This window comes from Acinetobacter sp. TR3 (assembly GCF_027105055.1).
Lineage (GTDB): Bacteria > Pseudomonadota > Gammaproteobacteria > Pseudomonadales > Moraxellaceae > Acinetobacter.
Genome location: NZ_CP114264.1, coordinates 2,929,862 through 2,948,877, shown reverse-complemented (window position 1 = coordinate 2,948,877; position 19,016 = coordinate 2,929,862). Strand labels below are relative to the sequence as shown.

At 37.2% G+C, this 19,016-nt stretch carries 19 protein-coding genes; 12 read left to right on the top strand and 7 right to left on the bottom strand.

All coding sequences use genetic code 11. The features are described from left to right. Positions 1-42 precede the first annotated feature (42 nt). The gene (locus O1449_RS14170) at positions 43-1,242 is read right to left on the bottom strand and encodes an acyltransferase family protein (protein ID WP_269238626.1); all 1,200 of its coding nucleotides are present in this window, start codon (positions 1,240-1,242) and stop codon (positions 43-45) included. Positions 1,243-1,406: 164 nt separating this feature from the next. Between O1449_RS14170 and O1449_RS14165 the strand changes: the two genes are divergently transcribed. Next, positions 1,407-3,041: a PglL family O-oligosaccharyltransferase gene (locus tag O1449_RS14165; protein ID WP_269238625.1), complete on the top strand. Its 1,635-nt coding sequence runs from the start codon at positions 1,407-1,409 to the stop codon at positions 3,039-3,041. A gap of 53 nt (positions 3,042-3,094) precedes the next feature. On the opposite strand, the gene bfr is transcribed toward O1449_RS14165, so the two are convergent. From bfr to gmk, 6 genes are all read right to left on the bottom strand, one after another. Continuing rightward, on the bottom strand, positions 3,095-3,559 hold the full coding sequence (gene bfr / locus O1449_RS14160) for a heteropolymeric bacterioferritin subunit Bfr (RefSeq protein WP_005156520.1): 465 nt from the start codon (positions 3,557-3,559) through the stop codon (positions 3,095-3,097). Positions 3,560-3,821: 262 nt separating this feature from the next. Further along, entirely contained in the window at positions 3,822-4,016 is a 195-nt protein-coding gene (locus tag O1449_RS14155; protein ID WP_004660183.1) for a bacterioferritin-associated ferredoxin, read from the bottom strand. A 172-nt stretch (positions 4,017-4,188) separates the two neighbouring features. After that, complete coding sequence (locus tag O1449_RS14150; RefSeq protein ID WP_269238624.1) at positions 4,189-4,578, bottom strand: RidA family protein; 390 nt, start codon at positions 4,576-4,578, stop codon at positions 4,189-4,191. Positions 4,579-4,750: 172 nt separating this feature from the next. Beyond that, positions 4,751-6,859: a RelA/SpoT family protein gene (locus O1449_RS14145; protein WP_269229457.1), complete on the bottom strand. Its 2,109-nt coding sequence runs from the start codon at positions 6,857-6,859 to the stop codon at positions 4,751-4,753. A 207-nt stretch (positions 6,860-7,066) separates the two neighbouring features. Continuing rightward, on the bottom strand, positions 7,067-7,345 hold the full coding sequence (gene rpoZ, locus O1449_RS14140) for a DNA-directed RNA polymerase subunit omega (protein WP_004660187.1): 279 nt from the start codon (positions 7,343-7,345) through the stop codon (positions 7,067-7,069). A gap of 70 nt (positions 7,346-7,415) precedes the next feature. After that, positions 7,416-8,039 (bottom strand): guanylate kinase, encoded by a 624-nt coding sequence (gene gmk, locus O1449_RS14135; protein WP_004660188.1) that lies wholly within the window; start codon positions 8,037-8,039, stop codon positions 7,416-7,418. A 102-nt stretch (positions 8,040-8,141) separates the two neighbouring features. Between gmk and ispH the strand changes: the two genes are divergently transcribed. The 11 genes from ispH to trmD all read left to right on the top strand — a co-directional run bounded on the left by ispH (position 8,142) and on the right by trmD (position 18,829). Beyond that, the gene (ispH, locus tag O1449_RS14130; protein WP_269229458.1) at positions 8,142-9,092 is read left to right on the top strand and encodes a 4-hydroxy-3-methylbut-2-enyl diphosphate reductase; all 951 of its coding nucleotides are present in this window, start codon (positions 8,142-8,144) and stop codon (positions 9,090-9,092) included. Between the two features lie 140 nt (positions 9,093-9,232). Next, on the top strand, positions 9,233-9,748 hold the full coding sequence (locus O1449_RS14125) for a pilus assembly FimT family protein (protein ID WP_241306567.1): 516 nt from the start codon (positions 9,233-9,235) through the stop codon (positions 9,746-9,748). After that, a complete protein-coding gene (gene pilV / locus O1449_RS14120) occupies positions 9,745-10,239 on the top strand; it encodes a type IV pilus modification protein PilV (RefSeq protein WP_269229459.1) in 495 nt (164 codons plus the stop codon). Before O1449_RS14125 ends, pilV begins: the two co-directional genes overlap by 4 nt. Then, complete coding sequence (locus tag O1449_RS14115) at positions 10,239-11,240, top strand: PilW family protein (protein WP_269229460.1); 1,002 nt, start codon at positions 10,239-10,241, stop codon at positions 11,238-11,240. The genes pilV and O1449_RS14115 overlap by 1 nt, the downstream gene beginning before the upstream one ends. Next, on the top strand, positions 11,237-11,986 hold the full coding sequence (locus O1449_RS14110) for a pilus assembly PilX family protein (protein WP_269229461.1): 750 nt from the start codon (positions 11,237-11,239) through the stop codon (positions 11,984-11,986). Before O1449_RS14115 ends, O1449_RS14110 begins: the two co-directional genes overlap by 4 nt. Positions 11,987-11,999: 13 nt before the next feature. After that, a complete protein-coding gene (locus tag O1449_RS14105; protein WP_269238623.1) occupies positions 12,000-16,001 on the top strand; it encodes a hypothetical protein in 4,002 nt (1,333 codons plus the stop codon). Positions 16,002-16,013: 12 nt separating this feature from the next. Continuing rightward, a complete protein-coding gene (locus tag O1449_RS14100) occupies positions 16,014-16,529 on the top strand; it encodes a type IV pilin protein (protein WP_269229463.1) in 516 nt (171 codons plus the stop codon). Beyond that, complete coding sequence (locus O1449_RS14095; RefSeq protein WP_269229464.1) at positions 16,523-16,963, top strand: type IV pilin protein; 441 nt, start codon at positions 16,523-16,525, stop codon at positions 16,961-16,963. Before O1449_RS14100 ends, O1449_RS14095 begins: the two co-directional genes overlap by 7 nt. A gap of 257 nt (positions 16,964-17,220) precedes the next feature. Further along, a complete protein-coding gene (gene rpsP / locus O1449_RS14090) occupies positions 17,221-17,478 on the top strand; it encodes a 30S ribosomal protein S16 (protein ID WP_004660208.1) in 258 nt (85 codons plus the stop codon). Between the two features lie 16 nt (positions 17,479-17,494). Beyond that, positions 17,495-18,043 (top strand): ribosome maturation factor RimM, encoded by a 549-nt coding sequence (gene rimM, locus O1449_RS14085; protein WP_005156501.1) that lies wholly within the window; start codon positions 17,495-17,497, stop codon positions 18,041-18,043. Between the two features lie 45 nt (positions 18,044-18,088). Next, positions 18,089-18,829, top strand: coding sequence for a tRNA (guanosine(37)-N1)-methyltransferase TrmD (trmD, locus tag O1449_RS14080; protein ID WP_269229465.1), 741 nt, complete (start codon positions 18,089-18,091; stop codon positions 18,827-18,829). The last annotated feature ends 187 nt before the right edge of the window (positions 18,830-19,016 follow it).

Sequence of the window (19,016 nt, the reverse complement as noted above, 5' to 3'; positions counted from 1 at the left end):
CTGACTGAGAATTTGAATGACTATCACCAACTAAGAGGATATCTATATTTGTTTTTTTATTTCTCCAAAATAACAACTTTCAATTGGGTGATTATTATTATCTATGCATTTAATTGATGTTTCAGAAGTGGTAGTGCTTTTACTATCCTTTAATTGGTAATTTCTGTATTGGTATATGCTAATAATTATTATAGCTGGAAAAATGAATAAAAAAACAATTATTATATTGTTATTTTTAAAAATATTTTTAATTTTCTTTTCAATTAATTCATAGCTAAGTATGGAAAGCATTATTGTTAGTAGGAAAATTATAATTTTTTGGTTTGTATCTAAATTTAAGGATAAAATTGTAAAATATGAAATAATTGGCCAATGCCACAAATACATCGGGTAGGATATTTTTCCTATATATTCAAGTGGTTGTAGGATTTTGTATTTTACTTCTGTACCATAAGTAATATATATGGCAGAAAGTATACATATAACTGCTGCATTGTATGATGGGAATATGGATTCATTATTAATAAAGACATTTGTAATAAAAAGTAATATGATTGCAATAGATGCTATTGGAGTTGAATATTTTTTTAATACTATATGTGGTTTGTGGAAATTAATGCAAGCACCAAGTAGAAATTCAAAAAGGCGAGAAGTTAATAGATAGTATGCTTTAATGGGGTCTTTAACTGCGTAAATATGTGAAATTAAAATTGATACTAAAATTGTAATTGTTAATAATATTAATATAGTTTTATTTTTAAATTTAAGCAATGCTATTAATGTGAGTGGCCAGATTAAATAGAACTGTTCTTCTAGACTTAAAGACCATAAGTGAAGTAATGGAGTGGTTTCAGCATTAATTTTGAAATAATTTCCTAATAAAATCGAGTAATAAATATTTGAATTTAGTGTAATTGCTGAAAGTGCAGTTTTAAACAACTCATTCAATTCCGTAGGTGTTAGAATGAGAGAGAAAACAATTATTACGGTGAAAACAACCAAGAAAAATGATGGTGCTAAGCGAGAAATGCGTCTGCTGTAAAATGATTTAAGTGAAAAGTGCTGGGTTGTTAATTTTTCATATTTTATATTTTTTGTTATGAGATATCCTGATATGACTAGAAATATATCTACACCAATAAATCCTCCATTAAAGTAAGGAACTTTAAGATGGTGTAAAATCACCAGTAAAACGGCTATTGCCCTTAATATATCAATGTGACTCAGGTAGCTTTTATTCATAAAAATGCTATATTTATCTTCATTTTACATAAGATACTGATAAATATATCCTATTTTTTTTGTTGTGTCATTTTAAATTAAAATTCAAATTGAATACATGTGAAATTAGCATGAATGTTAGACTCATCATATAATCTCTAGATAGCTTTTCCTTTGAGCAAAATATGTTTTTCCTGAGCCTAATTTTGTCAGCTGCCTTATTTAGTTTTGCTTGGCTGTCACCATTTCATACCTATCCCTGGGTGACATTTTCTAGTGAGTTGGCAAGCTTCGGAGCTGCGTTGGCGTTACTAGGTGTTCTGCTCAAACAAAATATTAAAATTCCTAAACCACAACTTTTGATGTTGCCTTTGCTTTTGATTCCTATATTTCAATGGCTATTTGGACTCGTTCCAGATTTTAGTGTGGCATTGCTAAGTTTTTCATATGTTTTTATGTTCTGGTTGATGATGATAGGTGGATATAACCTGTCCTCTACATCTGAAAATCGTCAACGCTCTATGCAAGGGGCGAGTTATGTAGTACTAAGCGTTGCTTTTATAAGTAGTTTGATTGCGATTGTTCAATGGTTGAATCTAGAGTCAAATTTTAGTTGGATTATTCAGCTCAAAGGAAGCCGACCATATGCGAATTTTGGTCAACCTAATAATTTAGCTACATTTTTGATTGTAGGTTTAATGGGTGCGTTGTTCTTATATGAAAAGCATAAAGCATCTTTGTGGCTACTTATTCCATCAAGCTTATCTATCTTATTTGCGATTTGCTTAACGCAATCACGGACTTCTTGGCTAGTCTGTATTTTTATTTGTATCTATTGGGTGATTAAGCAATATAAGAATAAACCAAGGCTTAATTTTATTAAGTTATTTGGTTGGGCTGCTACGTATTTTTTAATTGCGGGCTATTTATTGCCTATTATCGCACAATTCATGACGATAAGTGTTGGAGAGGCGGTAACCCATACAGCATCACTAGCAGAACGTGCAGGTTCAGGGCATGAGCGTCTTGGGATGTGGATGCAAATTATACATGCCATAGGTGAGCGTCCGTGGTTTGGTTATGGCTGGAATCAAACAAGTGTCGCGGTTGTGGAAAGTATCCATTTTAATACCGTACAAGTTTGGTTTAATAGCGCACATAATATCCTGTTAGATCTGTTGGTTTGGAATGGTTTGCCATTAGGCTTTTTAATTATTGCTTACTTTGCGATTTGGTTGTTTTGGTTAAGTAAAAATGCAAAAGATACTATTTCGATTGTAGCAATATTAATGGTCAGTGCAATTTTGATTCATGCAATGTTGGAGTTTCCGCAGCGTTATGCTTACTTTTTATTGCCAATCGGCTTTTTGTTGGGGTTGATTCAAGCCCAAACGCCAAATTTAAACGGTGTTAGCTTACATCGGAATATTATTCGTTGTGTATGGCTCATTTCTCTGATTGTCTTACTGTTGATTTGGCGAGATTACAAACTGTTCCAAGATAATAGTCAATTGGTTTTTAAGCAAAAAACAGCTTCAGAAGAGATATTGGGTAGTTCTAAAATATTGATACTCACTCAATTTCAACAACGATTAGATTGGATTGCTTTAAAGCCTCAGACATTGATGTCCGATTCAGATCTTAGCGTAATTGGCGAAATGGTTGAAAATAAGGCTACACCTTATAATTTAAAAAAATATGCACAATTACTTGTTTATAATCATAAGCTTGATGAAGCGGAGCAACAATTATTTGTTTTGCAACAATTGTATAAGCAAAAAATAAGCTTGGCAGAAATTATGGAATTAAATAATAAATAAACTTGTAAAATTCATCTACTTTATCTTTTAAGGGATAAAGTAGATGGCATGCTTTAAATTTGGCTTTGGATATAGTTTTCGATGCCAACATTTTCAACTAAATCAAGTTGCGTGTCGAGCCAATCCCAATACTCTTCTTCTTTCTCTAAAATTTCCTGAACTAAATCACGTGTAACGTAGTCTTGTTGTGCTTCAGCAAGTTCAACAGCTTGTTTAATCGCTTCAATGTTTTCTTTTACTTTACGAATGTCGCAATTGAGGACTTCGATGGTATGTTGCCCAATATATAACTTACCTAGATGCTGTAAATTAGGTAGGCCTTCTAAGAATAAGATCCGTTCAATGACCTTATCAGCGTGTTTCATTTGACGAATTGATTCTTTATATTCAGCAGAACCAAGTTTTTCAATTCCCCAGTCATTAAACATACGAGAGTGTAAAAAATATTGGTTAATTGCAGTTAAATGGTGATAAAGCACCTGATTCAGTTGATTAATCACGTCTCGATTGCCTTTCATTGCACTTACTCCATAAACACCACGTGATGCCCTAGTTGCTAAGGCAATTTATATGATTTTAATCAACAAATCGTGATATGGCGAGTAAATTATAGAACGGCAAATGAAAATCACAATCAAAATACGAAGAGGGTTTGAAGTTAAATCGGTAGCTATGATTTATTAAAAAAACCGCTTATCGGAGGAATGGTTAAAGTTCTACAAGAAGCGGCGGAGTCGTAAACCGAAAGTTAAAGATGTAGATATTATAAATTTGGCGGAATCAGGCAGCAACAGAAATACGGGCGGCAATTTCTGCTAATTCATCGCTAATAATTGAACGTGCTTCAGGTGCACAACGACCACAGCAAGTGCCTAAGTCGAGTAAATCACGAATTTCACGATAACTTTCAGCACCGTTTGCAACAGCGTCTTTGATATCTTGATCTGTGATTCCACGGCATAAACAGACATACATGGGAGTGATCCACAAATATTAATGCGATAATTGATATTATTGATAATTATTATCGTTTGTCAATGAATTTCATTCTTAGAGTGAATATATTCTTATTGAGAATTTGAATAAAAAAATACCACCTGATCGGTAGTATTTTTTCTTTATTTTATCTATTTGATAAATATTGTATTTAATTCTGTGTTGGAATAATAACAATACCATCCATTTCGACTAATGCGCTTTTAGGTAGGCTTGCTACACCTAATGCTGCACGAGCTGGATATGGCTGAGCAAAATATTCGCCCATAATTTGATTCACCAATTGGAAGTGAGAAAGATCTGTAAGGAAGATATTCAATTTAGCGATATCTGCTAAGCTGCCACCTGCGGCTGCACATACTGCTTTTAGATTATCGAATACACGACGAATCTGAGCCTCAATACCTTCTACAAGTTCCATACTGTATGGGTCTAAGCCAATTTGACCTGAAAGATAGAGCGTATTGCCAACAAGAATTGCTTGAGAATATGTTCCGATAGCAGCAGGGGCGTGTTCAGTATGAATAACTTGACGTGACATTAAGCTCTCCTATGTCATTGTTTCTATCTTAAACAATGTGACTTTAACACAAAAGTTTGGCTCGGAAACGGTCGAATACTGTTTAGTCGCAATTGTTTGCAAATGATTCATTAGCTTTAATAATAAGGAATCTTTCAATTTTAATTCTGGGCGAACATCGTGTATTAAACGATTAACTGACTTTTTCAACCTCTGGTTGAGCGGTTGGCATATTTAAGCGCTCAATTCTTGGGAAGCCAAAATGCATGCGTAAATCACGAATAATTTGGGCAATTTGATTTCGATTACTCACGACTATATTCACATAGGTTTTCTGTTCTTGTGAATAGACCATTTCTACGCCTGTTTTGGCCTTTCGGCATTGATAAATCAGGTCAGAAATTTGTTCGTCACTCATCGTCATATGAATACATAAGAATGCACTAAAGCGAACATCATCAATTTCTTCTGATTGCCAGTGTAAAGGCATAATGTTTTCAGGATGGAGGTGTTGTTCATGCAGTAAATTACGGCAGCGTGAACGATGTACGATTAAACCACGTCGAGATAAATGTCCTTGAATTGGATCTCCAAGCACAGGATTACAACAGTGTGCATATTTTACATCAACACCCTCAGTCCCTAAAATCAAGCGATCGGAAGTTTCATGATGCTGAGAGTGGTAATCTTGAGCAAATAAATGATTGGCAACCAATTGAGGTAATAAATCCCCAACTGCGATTTGTTCAAATAGCGTATCTTTATTAGCTAAATGTCGCCACTCAAGTACACTAATCCAGTCTTCTGCTGAAAGGTCATCTATAGAGCGATGAAATAGTTTTAAAGCGCGGTTAAGTGCTTGTTGACCTACAAGACGTTGCTCATCAATATCTTGTTCTCTTAGTAGATTCTGTAATGCACGACGTGCTTTTTGAGTATTAATAAAACTGAGCCAATCTGGATTCGGTGTTGCTAATACGTCTGTGATAATTTCAACTACTTGTCCGCTATGTAATGGAGTTGAAAGAGGGCGGATTTCACTATCCACTTTTGCGCCAACAGCATGATTGCCTAAAAATAGGCTAGCTGAGTAGGCGAAATCAACGACAGTGGCGCCTTGAGGAAGCTCGTGTAATTGACCATGCGGCGTATAGACCCAAATTTTTTCCTGATGTAAATAATCAAGTAAATCGCTAAAAGTGGTTTTTGCACAATCACTATCTATGAGCGTATTTAGGTTCTGCATCGAAGCTTGAATTGCCGAACGGCATGCTTGAGGTGCATTTTCTCCGAGTACTACACCAAAACGAGCAGCTTTACGCATTAATTCGGTTTGGATCGTCAAAGATAATGTGGTTTTTTCACCTTTTAGCTTAATCATTAATGATTGATTGCCACCTGGTAAAGGGCGGCGAATATGATCGTGATATTGTAAGACTTGAAAATTATCTTTGAGTGCTTCAACTAGACGGTCGCAATCAGCAATACTTTGCAGAATAATTTCAAAAGCATGGCTATGGCTTAATTCATTTAAATCAATTTCATTTTTTACAAAATGACGTAGTAATTCGATGTTATTATTTTTCTTCTTAATACGCCCTTGTAGATTATATTTTTTAAGCAAATCTGATAATTTTTGTTCCCATACCGCTTGGTATTCACAACGTTTGGGTTTGGTTTCTAAGAGTGCGGTTTGCACATCATTAAACATATCTAAGTCAAGATTTTGATAACATAAGTGTTCTAGGTTATCGGCCATTTCATTCATACCGACAAGACGTGCCATGGGTACGAAAATATCAAAGGTTTCTTGCGCGATACGTGCTCGTTTATCTGGACGTAATGCGCCTAAAGTCGTCATATTATGATAGCGATCAGCGAGTTTAATAATAATGACACGCGGATCTTGTAAGGTGGCTTGTAGAATTTTGCGGAATGATGCTGCCTTATTATATTCTTTATCACTTGAATGGCTGAGTTTGGTGACACCATCAACAAGTTCGGCAACGACAGATCCAAATTTTTCACCAATCTCATCTTTAGTAAATTCAGTATCTTCAATGACATCGTGTAATAAAGCTGCCATAAGCGTGTCGGCATCTAAACGCATATGCGCCAGAATGCAACTCACAGCAATAGGATGAAGAACGTAGGGCTCACCACTTTTTCGTGTAATACCACTATGTGCTAAATCAGCAAAATCACAGGCAGCAAGTACACTCTGAATATCACTATCTTTGAGATAGGCTTCAATAATGACCTTGAGTTGTTGCTTGGCTTGGCTGACCTCTTCGCCTGGCATAAAACACCTTTTATAACATGAATTCAGGAATAGATAAGATTAGCTTCTAATGAAAAGCATATTGTGGAACTTGTCAATTTGTTCATTAGAAAAACTCGTAAATTTTTTCAATGAAACATATTGTTTTTACCAATATAGCGCTGATTTTTCAACAAACAAAAAAGCCCAGTGTATTCACAATGGGCTTTTAGACAAAGCAAATCCAATTTAGAAAGAGAAGCCTTCTAAATTTAATGAGTTTGTAGACAACACCATGTCAAGATTTGAAGTCTGATAATCTTGATCGCGTTGTTTTAAAATTTCTTTAGTGACATGACCTGCCGCAATTTCGCGTAATGAAACGACTGTTGGTTTATCATTATCCCATTCTACAGTTGGTTCCATACCTTGACGTGCTAATTGGCGTGCACGTTTACTCGCTACCAGTACTAACTCAAAACGGTTATCTACGTGGTCTAAACAATCTTCAACGGTTACACGTGCCATAAGTTGTCTCGTTTGAACATTACATTTGAAAAGACTAAGTAGTATAAAAGGCTTTTAAATAAGACTCAAGTTATTCGCGATTAAGGGTGATTAACTTTTCAATTAATTGCTGGTGACGAGCACTTTGCTGTAAGGTAACTAAACGATTTGCTGTAATAATTGCTTCTAAATCATGAACAGCTTTATTGAAATCATCATTGATGATGATGTAATCGAAATTTGCGAAATGACGCATATCTTCTACAGCACAACTTAAACGATGTTCAATTACTTCAACTGAATCTGTTCCGCGATTAGATAATCGTTGTCTTAAATCATATTGAGTTGGCGGTAAGATAAAAATTTGTTTTGATTCAGGAAAAAGTCGACGAACTTGATCAGCACCCTGCCAGTCAATTTCGAGTAACACATCATGACCTTGTTGTAATTGTTCTTTGACTTTGGCTTGAGATGTGCCGTAGTAATTACCAAATACTTCTGCATACTCAATAAAACCACCTTGTTCTACTTGAGCTAAAAAAGTTTCAGTATCAGTAAAATGATAGTGAACACCATCTAGTTCACCAGGGCGTTGACCGCGTGTCGTATGTGAGACAGAAACATGTAGATTGCTGACTCGATCGAGTAGGGCTTTAACGAGAGATGTTTTGCCTGTTCCTGATGCCGCAGAAACGACAAACAATAGACCCGACATGATATTTTTCCTGATATGATAAAATATCTTGGCTATTGTAGTGTAGCGTGCCATTAAACGAAATAGTTTGGCATAAATATTCAGGTGATAAGAGAGGATGTTATGGAAATTGTGTTGGCCAATCCACGAGGCTTTTGTGCTGGTGTTGACCGTGCTATAGCAATCGTTAATCGGGCACTAGAATGTTTTAATCCGCCAATTTATGTACGTCATGAAGTGGTACATAACAAGTTTGTTGTTGATGATCTGCGTCAGCGTGGTGCGGTTTTTGTAGATGAGCTTGACCAAGTGCCTGATGATTCGATTGTAATCTTTAGTGCGCATGGCGTGTCTAAAGCAGTACAACAAGAAGCAGATCGCCGTGGTCTAAAAGTCTTTGACGCGACTTGCCCTCTAGTAACTAAGGTGCATATTGAGGTCACGAAATATGCCAGAGAAGGAACTGAAGCAATCTTAATTGGGCATGAGGGGCATCCTGAGGTCGAAGGTACAATGGGGCAATATGATAAATCTGGTGGTGGAAAGATTTATTTGGTTGAAGATGAAGAAGATGTTGCAGCTTTGGTGGTTGAACATCCTCATAAAGTTGCATTTGTCACTCAAACGACGCTTTCGATTGATGATACGGCTAAGGTCATCGATGCCTTAAGAACAAAATTTCCTAAGATCCAAGGTCCGAGGAAAGATGATATCTGTTATGCCACTCAAAATCGTCAAGATGCAGTACGTGATTTGGCGGAACAATGTGATGTAGTGTTGGTAGTAGGTTCTCCGAATTCATCGAATTCAAATCGCTTACGTGAATTGGCAGAGCGGATGGGTAAATCTGCTTATCTCGTGGATAATGCTGATCAGCTTGAAAAAGAATGGTTTAAGCAGGAAAGTAAAATTGGTGTGACTGCAGGTGCATCAGCCCCAGAGATACTGATTAAACAAGTGATTCAACGGTTACAAGATTGGGGGGCAACCCCTCCTAAAGAGTTGGATGGACGAGAAGAGAACATTACATTTAGCTTACCTAAAGAGCTACGTATTCAGGTGATACAAGCCTAATTTTTATAGAAAAATGTGAACTTGAAACGGATAGGGTGCAGCCTATCCGTTTTTTTATGGAGTTTATCTGCTTTGTATTGGTTCTGTAAAAATAAGATTTAATATAGAGTAAGGGAATTTGGATGATTAGGTGTAAAGCGATGGGGAACAATCGAGGATTCACCTTAATAGAGATGGCGGTAACGATTGCCATATTGGCAGTTGTAGCAGTAATGACGATACCGCCCCTAAGTGATTTAATCGCTAAGCAGCGTTTAAATACTACAGCGAAAGATTTAGCCTATATTTTTGGGCAGGCAAGGGCTCAATCTGCGGTGTTACGAAAAGAGGTAACCGTAAAGTTTAGCGATGGCACAAGTGATGCCACTAACTTTTTTTGGATATCAAAATATGATGATATTAAATTAACAAGTGATACAACAGACGTTGTTTTTCAACCTATAGGGTTAGTTACTATAAGACAAAAAGAAATTAATAATCCTTCTTTTAATCCTAGCCAACCAGAAGACCCTATCACTAATCCTAAAAAAATAAAACAGCCTGTTCCTTTAGTTTTTACTGTATGTAGCCAAAAATTGAGCTCATCCAAACAAATCAGTATCTCTAAAACGGGAGTAATTCAAAAAATTGAGGATAAATCAGGGGGCTGCTCATGATTAAGCAACAGCATGGTATAGGAATGGTAGAGATTTTGGTTGCCTTATTTATTTTGGCAATAGGTGTACTTGGATTTTCTGCTTTACAACTTCGTGCTTTGCAAGCAACAGCAGAAGCAATGGATCGTACAACAGCAATGACCACAGCAAGAGATTTAACTGATCGTATGCGAATAAATCGATTAGGTATTAATGATTATATTTCTTCAATCAATAATAAACAGACAGAAACAGATTGTTTTGGTACATCAACAGCTTATCAACCTGCATGCGATGTTGCAAAGATGGCTAAATATGATGCGACTCAGATTTTAACAAAAGCTAATAATGCTGGACAAACCATAATAATGAAGCAATGTGATGGCAGTAGTCGCACCTGTATCTATATTGCATGGGGGAAAACGGTCATTACTAAAGATGATCTTTCTACTTGTATGCTTAATGGTATTTATAAGCCAGATGCTCAATGTTTGGTCATGGAGACATTCTAGTGAAAGCAGCCAATGATTATTTATTTATTCAAACTAGAAATGACTATTATAGGAATCAGTCAGGCTTTACCCTGATTGAATTAATGATCGCTATTATTTTAGGCTTATTAATTACAGCAGCAGCAATTCAACTTTATATAACAGGGCAGAGAGGTATGGCTATTCAGCAAAGTGCTGCTAATTTGCAAAATAGCGCTAGTTTCGGTTTTGAGTACATGTTGAGGGATATTCGGCTAGCCAATCTAAATGCAGTAAAACCAGTGATAGATCCGACTATTTTGCATGGGGGGATTGTATTAAGTAAGGCAAATTTAAGTAGCGTGAATACTTTTACAATTACAGGTGGGACTGCTGCTAATAATTTAATGACGCAAGGGAATATAGGTTTATCTAATTTACAAGACGAAAAAAGTGATCAATTGGTAATTCAATATCGGAATACTATTGGTAACTCATTTGATTGCGAAGGAAACCAAATAAATGTAAATGCTTATGTTGTTGAGCGTTATTTTTTACGTGCTGATAGTCAAAATAATAATGATCCAAATACACCCCTAGTTTTAGCTTGTAAAGCCACTACCTATACAAAGGATGATGAACTTAAATTGGATGGGCTTAATGGTGATGGGGAGATTATTATTCCTCGCGTTGATCATATGCACATTTTACTAGGAGTGGCTTCCGATACACTAGATGCCACCACTAATCCAGCAAAAGCTGGTAAGGACGGCCTGTTAGACCGTTTTGGATATATTAGTATTCCTAATTATTTGGCACTTACTACAAAACCACAAATAGTTTCAATTCAAATTGGTGTATTGGTACGCTCTCCTGACAGTGTTGGTAAAAATGATTTAGCTGATCCGAATAAAACATATCAAATTTTTGATGTGAATAAACCACTCAAAACGGATAGTAAAAACAATCTTTATAATCGTCAGGTAGTTACTCAAACAGTAGCATTGCGTAATGGTTTTGGCTTGCAGGAGAATCCAAAATGAGAAGATTAGCAATGCAGCGCGGTGCAACTTTGATTGTCGTTTTGATCATGCTTGTACTGTTAACTTTAGTAGGGACATGGGCAATTCGTGGTAGCTTGACATCATTAAATATTGCGATGAATACGCAAGCGCAAGCATTATTACAGCAAGCATCTGATGCGGTGTTTTTTAACTTAGAGAATCAAACTTCTGATGAATTAACATTAGCAAAAATGCAAATAGGTGATGGAATGTTGGCTTATGTCTTACGTCCAGAGAATAAGGGTAAAGAACTTGTTTTCTGTATCCGAGGTGGCGATGCGAATAGTTTGTCTGGTAGCCGCAATGCTAGTGTGGTTTATTGGGAAGGATCACAAATTAAAAATACTCAACTTGGAACAGTTGGATTTTGTAATGTAGATCAAAAAGCTGATTTTATCAGTGGACGTTCCGCTGTAATGACTCGTGTCGGCATCCGGGCTGCTAGCAATAGTCAAGACTGGGAACATTTGCTTGAAGGGGATGATTCAGAAATGTCTAAAACCCAAAAAATTCAAAAAGTAGTAGTTAACGTTACATCTATTATCCCTAATTTAAGTAGTAATAGTTCAAGTGATATACAAGCCTGTTTATCAAACTACACCAGTTTTGTTGATAGTACTGTAACAAATAATGAAACAGTATCCGACTGCTTGAAAACAAATAACGTGCCTTACAGTAATCAAGAGATGGAATATACCTTAAAGCCTGTAACAGGTGCATCATAGAGGAGTGTCAAACATGAAAAATGTACAAAATCGAAGCGACATGACACCACGTCAGCAGACCTCTGTGGTGTCTAAGTTTAAAGTTGCTGCACTTTCAGCTGCGATTACTAGTTTATTGTGTGTAAGCTTACCATCAACTTATGCTAGTGATATTGAAATTTACAAAGTTCCTGAAGATAGTGTAGGGACCACGACCTTAATGATGATGTTAGACACCTCTGGAAGTATGGGGGCAGGATCTAATTCTTATAAGGAAGATCGTATAGGTGCCCTCAAAAAAGGTTTAAATGATGCATTAAATGGTACGTCTACGACCCCAAGAATTGAAGATAAAGTAATTATAGGGTTGGCGACATTTAGTGCGACTAAGGGATATATTAGAATTCCTGCTAAAGCATTAGGGACAGTTACAGGTTCTGTTCAAGATGGAAATTATATTAAACCACGGTGGACGAGATATACTGTACGTACTGTCGTAAGTGGTAAGAATGTAGACACAATATACTATAATGAATGTAAAACATGGAATCCGGATAATTATAATTGTTTGTCATGGGGAGGGGATAGTACTAAATTGCCGACAGGATTTAGTACAGCTTCACCATATATAACGGACAAAAATATTAGTTGTACGTATGGTAATCGAAGTGATTGTACTTATGTTTGGGAGAATATTCCAAAATATAAAAATGTGACTCATCGCGATGATTTAGTAAGTGTGATTAATAGTTTATCTGCTAGTGGTAGCACTCCAACTGCTTATGCTTATGCTGATGCAGCTGCATATTTGCTTGGGACTACGACTGCCTTACCGCAAGTCACAGTGAATGTTCCTGTTTATGCGCGTTTTAATGGTAATCCTAGTACAGGTTGGGCTTGCCAAAGTTGGAATACGAATACAAAAGCTTGTTCGAATTGGGGGAACTATATTTCCTCGGGTTATTCGGTACCTGCAGGTTTTACTAGTAGTAGAGCTTGTAATGTAGGTAATAACTCCGCCACATGTTTCAATTATAATATGACATTAGATGATACGGATAATAATAATAGTGGTTTTAGTAGTTCTATAAGCACCTCAAAAGATGGTGCAATATATGATATGCCAAGTTCTATTAAAAGTCAGATAGATAACTCTGCTAAAAAAGAGTGTAGTGGGCAGGGAATTTATTTCCTGACTGATGGCGAGCCTAATCCGAGTGGTGGTATAGGCACAGGGAGAGATGGTGTAAGCGGAACAGCATACAAGTTGATGAAACAGTCTTTGTCAACGAAAGGGGGTTTATTTAATTGTAACAACAGTTCACTTGGTAATCGCACTAATATTTATAGTAGTTTACTTGGTAGGACTGGATATTTTAACTCATCAAATAATGGATGGTCATGTATTGGTAAATATGCCCAATCATTGTTGGATCCTGCTAAGAATCCTGTAGGGTTACAGATTAAAACAGTCGTGGTTGGATTTGGTAGTGATTTTACTAGTACAGGTAATAACGATGTAGAAGATGCTAAAGTTTGGGGTACGTTAGGTGATGGGGGTTGGGTTGCTGGATCAAATTCACAAGATGTTGTGAATAGTATTAATGCTTTTATTAAACAGCTTAACAAAGATATTCCATCAATGAGTACAGGTTCGTCTACAATACCATTAGATGAATTGAACCCCTCTATAGTGCAGCCATATGCATATTTTCCACAGTTTGAACCAAAGGTTAAACCTGAAGATGTACAGCAAATTTGGTTTGGTAATCTTAAAAAATATTATGTATTAAATAATGGGGTTTATTCAAGTAAGTCTGTTGCTGATGATAATACGGTTGTTGTTAAGAAAAGTGTCCTACAAGATCTAGCAGATATTTGGGAAAGTAAATCTAGTTATCCAGATGGCACAGCTTTGTTTAAAAAGGGCGGAGTTTTAAATCGTTTAACATTAGGTCGAAATGCACAAGGTGAAACAGGGCGAAAACTACTGACAGATTATAACTATGATGGGACTAAGGCCGCTAATAATGGTCAAATCTCACAAAATCTTAATTTATCACAGATTACATATAAATATACTAGTGATGATAAAACGAAAACAGATACGAAGTATGCGCCAGCCCTAATGGGACTACTAGGTTATATTATATCGGATGGTACGAATACGAATGGTTTAGATTTATCTACCCAATCGGCAAGTTTGCGTCAAATGGGTAGTGTTTATCATTCAAAACCTCTCTTAATTACACAATCAGGCAAAGCAATTGCTTCTAAAGATGCAACGACAGGAAAAGTTAGTATTGATACGACTAATCGTGAAGATTATGTTTTATTTGGTACTACACAAGGTCTAGTAGAGATTGTTGATGCTAGTACTGGGATAGAAAAATTTGCTTTTGTCCCTAAAGAAATCATTGAAAAGCAATCAGAGACCTTCAAACAAGGTGGTGGTAATCTAGCCGCAGGGAAAAATGCCTTATATTATGGTATGGATGGTGAATGGGTTTCGCATACAGTTTACGTTAGTAAAAGTGATGGAACTCTAACTGTCGCAGGTGCATCTCGTACCGTATCTGGAGGAAGTAAAACAGAAGACTTAATTGGTAAACAATGGGTTTATGGTGGTATGCGTATGGGGGGGCGTAGTTATTATGCTCTTGATCTTACAAATATTGATAGTCCAAAAATTAAATTTCAAATTGACCCATCAACAAGTAAGGTTTACTCACAAAATCATCCTGAAGGAGTAACTTACAATGCTTTAGCCAAAATGGGGCAAAGTTGGTCGAAACCTACACTTGGTTATGTAAATTGGAATGGTAAACGTAAGTTAGTTATGATCGTGGGAGGGGGGTATGATGCTGGTGGTGATGATGGAGATGGTTTAAAATCGAATGGTATTCGTACTGGTTATGCTGGTTATGAGATATATAACTATAAGCAAGAAACGAACCTGAACGCTGATGGAACAGAAAAGAGAATTGGTGCGGGTATATATATGTTTGATGCGGATACGGGTGATTTGCTATGGAATGCAGATTCTACTAATAATCCAAGTTTAAAGTATAGTGTAGCTAGTCAAATTCGAAGTGTTGATCGGAATAATGACGGTATTATTGATCATATATATTTTGGAGATTTAGCTGGACAGGCTTTTAGAATCGACTTTAAAAATGATGGTAAAGATACATTCAAAACGCAAACTATTAAAATCTTAGACTTGCATGATAATAATGGTACAAGTCCGCGTTTTTATACATTACCAGCCTTTACGGCACATAATAGTGCAGCCAGTACAAGTATCTTTGGTGGAAATACGGTTGTAGTAACTTTTGTTTCTGGTAATCAAAGTTCACCTATATTAGCAACAAGTGACTCACCTCAAAAGAAAGATCCAACTAACTTGCAGTTTGATGGTGCATATGGAATTTTTGACTATGATAGTTATCCTAGTACGGATGCTGGCCGTTTTCCAAGTACTAATTTAGATGCTCGTACCAAAGCAGATGAAAATGCTACAACTCCAGTAAATACCAAACTTAGATTTATTAATGGTGCTACAACAGCGACCGCTATTGATAAGACAGCTGGTTGGGGTGGATGGTATTATCTCTTTAATAAGAAAATTGATGGTACAACGGCAGCAGGTGCTAGCGTTATTAAAGGTTTGACTACACCGATTGCTTTACAAGGTAGTTTATATGTCACTCAATTTGATGCATCAAACAATGGTACTACGTCTAGTTGTGGTGCTGGCGTGAAAGGTCATACTTTTACTCAACGTATATGTTTACCTGGTGGCGTTTGTAAAGATGGTGAAAAGTACGTCTATAACCTTGGTTCTGGGATTGTAACTTTGAATGTTGGTAGTGCCGATGAGGATCCGAACAAGCGAGTTATTGTTGTACCAGATCCGAACGATACGTGTCCTGCTGGGCAAACTTGCACACCAGCGAATAAGCCAAAATTTATAGCGACTGGAGGTGCATTAAAATTCATTCCAAACAGATGGTATGAGCGGTATGCGCAATAAGGATCAATGACTATGCAAACATCCCAGCAAGGTTTTACATTGATTGAGTTAATGGTAGTTTTGGTAATTATTACTATTTTTGCCGTCATTGCTATTCCAAGCTATCAAGTGTATTCACGTCGAGCTGTTGCAAGTACGGCACAACAAGAAATACAACGTTTAGCTGATCAATTGGAACGCCATAAAGGTAAAAACTTTAGTTACTTAGGCTTTGATGCAAGTTATATGTATAAGAACACAACTGGTAATCTAGTGGGGTATGACCCAGTAACATCTCAACTAGTTTTGCCTGTTGGTGCCACTGGAACTGATATTCGTTATAAGTTATCTATTAGGGATGGTACTGATACTACAAAATTATTGACTGATGTAACGGCGTTAGGGCAACGATGGGTGATTCGGGCTGAAAGCACAGATCCGCAGAACTTTAGTTATTTAATGACTAATACTGGGACACAATGTAGAAATAAAACAGCTGCTAATGTCACTTTTACTAGCTGTGGTGTGGGTGGGGAAAATAAATGGTAATTGAAGAGAAAGGTTTTACACTGATTGAATTGATGATTGCTGTCACAATTATAGGGGTTTTAGCTGCATTTGCTTACCCTTCGTATATACAGTATAAGATTCGCAGTCAGCGTGTAGATGCTCAAAGTGAGATGCTATTTATTGCTCAACGTATGCAAGCATATAAAGCTACCAATGGAACATTTGCAAATGCAACAGTTAATTTGCTTTATGGTGGTACTACTACACCTAAACAAGGTGGTGCTTTATATGACCTGAGTTTCAACCCTTCACCAACTTTAGCGACATCTTGGGTATTAGTTGCAACACCTAAAAGTGGGACAAATCAATTTGGTAATGGTGTCCTCTGTTTGAATGATCAAGGGCAGAGGTTTTGGGCCAAAGGGGCATCTACATGTGTCCTTTCCCAAACTTCAAACTGGGATGGACGTTAATCAGTTCCTTTCCAGTCTCCAAAAGCAAGCTTAATTAGCTTGCTTTTTTATTTAATAGTTTTCCTGATTTAGTTAAAGTAGCGTGCCACTTCAGATACTAGCAACTCTTCTTACAAGCTCAAAACTGTGGATAACTCTGAATTTAGTCTTTCTTTCAAAGCAAATATAACGTAGAATATTGCCCTCTATGAAAGGGGTTTGAAGTGCTGCCGATGGTCGGCGCAGGGATAATCCGTAAAAATTATAAGGTTGTTCTCATGGTTGTTATTCGTTTAGCGCGCGGTGGTGCAAAAAAACGTCCATTCTATCAAATCATTGTAACTGATAGCCGCAATGCACGTGATGGTCGTTTCATCGAGCGTATTGGTTTCTTTAACCCAACTGCACAAGGTAAAGCTGAAAAAGTTCGTTTAGATGCTGACCGTTTTGCTCACTGGGTTGCTCAAGGTGCTCAACCTTCAGATCGCGTTGCTTCTTTAGCTGCTCAAGCTAAAAAAGCTGCAACTACTGCATAATTGTAGTAGGTAGCCCATGACATCAACACAGAATGTGCCAGAAGATCGTATTCAGATTGGACAGTTACGTTCAGCTTATGGATTGAATGGGTGGCTCTGGGTTTACTCTAACACAGAACCTATGAGCAATATGTTTGACTACCTTCCTTGGTACATTGAGACCAAGGCAGGTTGGCAAACCATAGATGTAAAACGTTGGAAACCACATGGCAAAGGCTTGGTTGTTGCATTAAAAGGCGTGAATGATCGCACGGGTGCAGAAAACTTAGTTGGTGCAAATATCTGGATTGCCAAATCACAGCTTCCTAAAGCAGATGTAGACGAGTACTACTGGTCTGATCTTAAAGGCTTAACCGTGTTAGGTCTTGATGATGAAGAACAAGAAGTGAATCTCGGTCAAATCTACGAACTGTTTGAAACCGGTGCTAATGATGTCATGGTCGTGAAAGCGACACCTGATAGTATTGATGCTGAAGAGCGAATGATTCCTTGGCATAAAGATGTGGTACAACGCGTTGATCTTGAAGCTGGTCGTATTTACGTCAATTGGGGCGTAGACTACTAATCCTTTTGGGAATAGTAGCGCAGCAGGAAAATAGAGGAGTCTGCGGTGTTTTTTGCAGTCATTACACTGTTTCCTGAAATGTTTGAAGCGATTACAGCGCACGGGATTAGCGGACGTGCAGCAAAGCGTGACATCGTGCAAGTCAATTGCATTAACCCACGAGATTTTGCTGAGGGCAACTACAAAAGAGTGGATGAACGTCCTTTCGGTGGTGGTCCTGGTATGGTGATGATGGCTGAGCCTTTGGCAAAAGCAATTAACCATGCTAAACAACTTGCAACACAAGCAGGCTGTGTTCATGCCCCAGTAGTGTATATGTCACCGCAAGGGAAAACCTTAAATGAACAGGCAGTACAACAATTCGTTGGTTATGATGGTTTGATTGTATTGTGTGGGCGTTATGAGGGTGTCGATGAGCGTTTAATCCAAAATTATGTTGATCAAGAATGGTCAATTGGGGATTACGTTTTATCGGGGGGAGAACTGCCAGCGATGGTGTTGCTTGATAGTATTATTCGTCGATTGCCAAATGTCATGTCTGATGAGCAATCTGCGATCCAAGATTCTTTTGTGGATGGTTTACTGGATTGTCCACAATATACCAAGCCAGACCATTTCGAAGGGTTAGATGTGCCTGAGGTACTTAAATCAGGACATCATGCCAATATTGAGAAATGGCGTTTTTTACAGCGTTATCAACGAACTTTAGATCGTCGACCAGAGTTGGTTGATAAAGTTGAGTTGACTAAACAGCAAAAAAAATGGCTTAAAAATTCGCAAGACTAAACTGTTAGAAGTTTGTGTTTGCAACAGACGAGAAGCTTTGCTTCGAGTTACTACTTAAACTGAGTTTAAGTTGAAAATAGGCTCTTTAGAGTAATTTTGCTTTAAAGGGAAAGTTAAACGAGCGATATGCGTTTTAGCCTCTATCCTCAGCGGTATAAGAGACCTCTTCTCTCCCGCACATATTGGA

What these genes read in the sequence shown, in the direction of transcription:
- rimM (WP_005156501.1), top strand. Translation starts at nt 17,495, where the DNA reads ATGACATCAACACAGAATGTGCCAGAAGATCGTATTCAGATTGGACAG.
- O1449_RS14155 (WP_004660183.1), bottom strand. Translation starts at nt 4,016, where the DNA reads ATGTATGTCTGTTTATGCCGTGGAATCACAGATCAAGATATCAAAGAC.
- ispH (WP_269229458.1), top strand. Translation starts at nt 8,142, where the DNA reads ATGGAAATTGTGTTGGCCAATCCACGAGGCTTTTGTGCTGGTGTTGAC.
- gmk (WP_004660188.1), bottom strand. Translation starts at nt 8,039, where the DNA reads ATGTCGGGTCTATTGTTTGTCGTTTCTGCGGCATCAGGAACAGGCAAA.
- O1449_RS14125 (WP_241306567.1), top strand. Translation starts at nt 9,233, where the DNA reads ATGGGGAACAATCGAGGATTCACCTTAATAGAGATGGCGGTAACGATT.
- O1449_RS14150 (WP_269238624.1), bottom strand. Translation starts at nt 4,578, where the DNA reads ATGTCACGTCAAGTTATTCATACTGAACACGCCCCTGCTGCTATCGGA.
- O1449_RS14110 (WP_269229461.1), top strand. Translation starts at nt 11,237, where the DNA reads ATGAGAAGATTAGCAATGCAGCGCGGTGCAACTTTGATTGTCGTTTTG.
- O1449_RS14105 (WP_269238623.1), top strand. Translation starts at nt 12,000, where the DNA reads ATGAAAAATGTACAAAATCGAAGCGACATGACACCACGTCAGCAGACC.
- O1449_RS14145 (WP_269229457.1), bottom strand. Translation starts at nt 6,859, where the DNA reads ATGCCAGGCGAAGAGGTCAGCCAAGCCAAGCAACAACTCAAGGTCATT.
- rpsP (WP_004660208.1), top strand. Translation starts at nt 17,221, where the DNA reads ATGGTTGTTATTCGTTTAGCGCGCGGTGGTGCAAAAAAACGTCCATTC.
- O1449_RS14100 (WP_269229463.1), top strand. Translation starts at nt 16,014, where the DNA reads ATGCAAACATCCCAGCAAGGTTTTACATTGATTGAGTTAATGGTAGTT.
- rpoZ (WP_004660187.1), bottom strand. Translation starts at nt 7,345, where the DNA reads ATGGCACGTGTAACCGTTGAAGATTGTTTAGACCACGTAGATAACCGT.
- O1449_RS14165 (WP_269238625.1), top strand. Translation starts at nt 1,407, where the DNA reads ATGTTTTTCCTGAGCCTAATTTTGTCAGCTGCCTTATTTAGTTTTGCT.
- O1449_RS14095 (WP_269229464.1), top strand. Translation starts at nt 16,523, where the DNA reads ATGGTAATTGAAGAGAAAGGTTTTACACTGATTGAATTGATGATTGCT.
- O1449_RS14170 (WP_269238626.1), bottom strand. Translation starts at nt 1,242, where the DNA reads ATGAATAAAAGCTACCTGAGTCACATTGATATATTAAGGGCAATAGCC.
- bfr (WP_005156520.1), bottom strand. Translation starts at nt 3,559, where the DNA reads ATGAAAGGCAATCGAGACGTGATTAATCAACTGAATCAGGTGCTTTAT.
- pilV (WP_269229459.1), top strand. Translation starts at nt 9,745, where the DNA reads ATGATTAAGCAACAGCATGGTATAGGAATGGTAGAGATTTTGGTTGCC.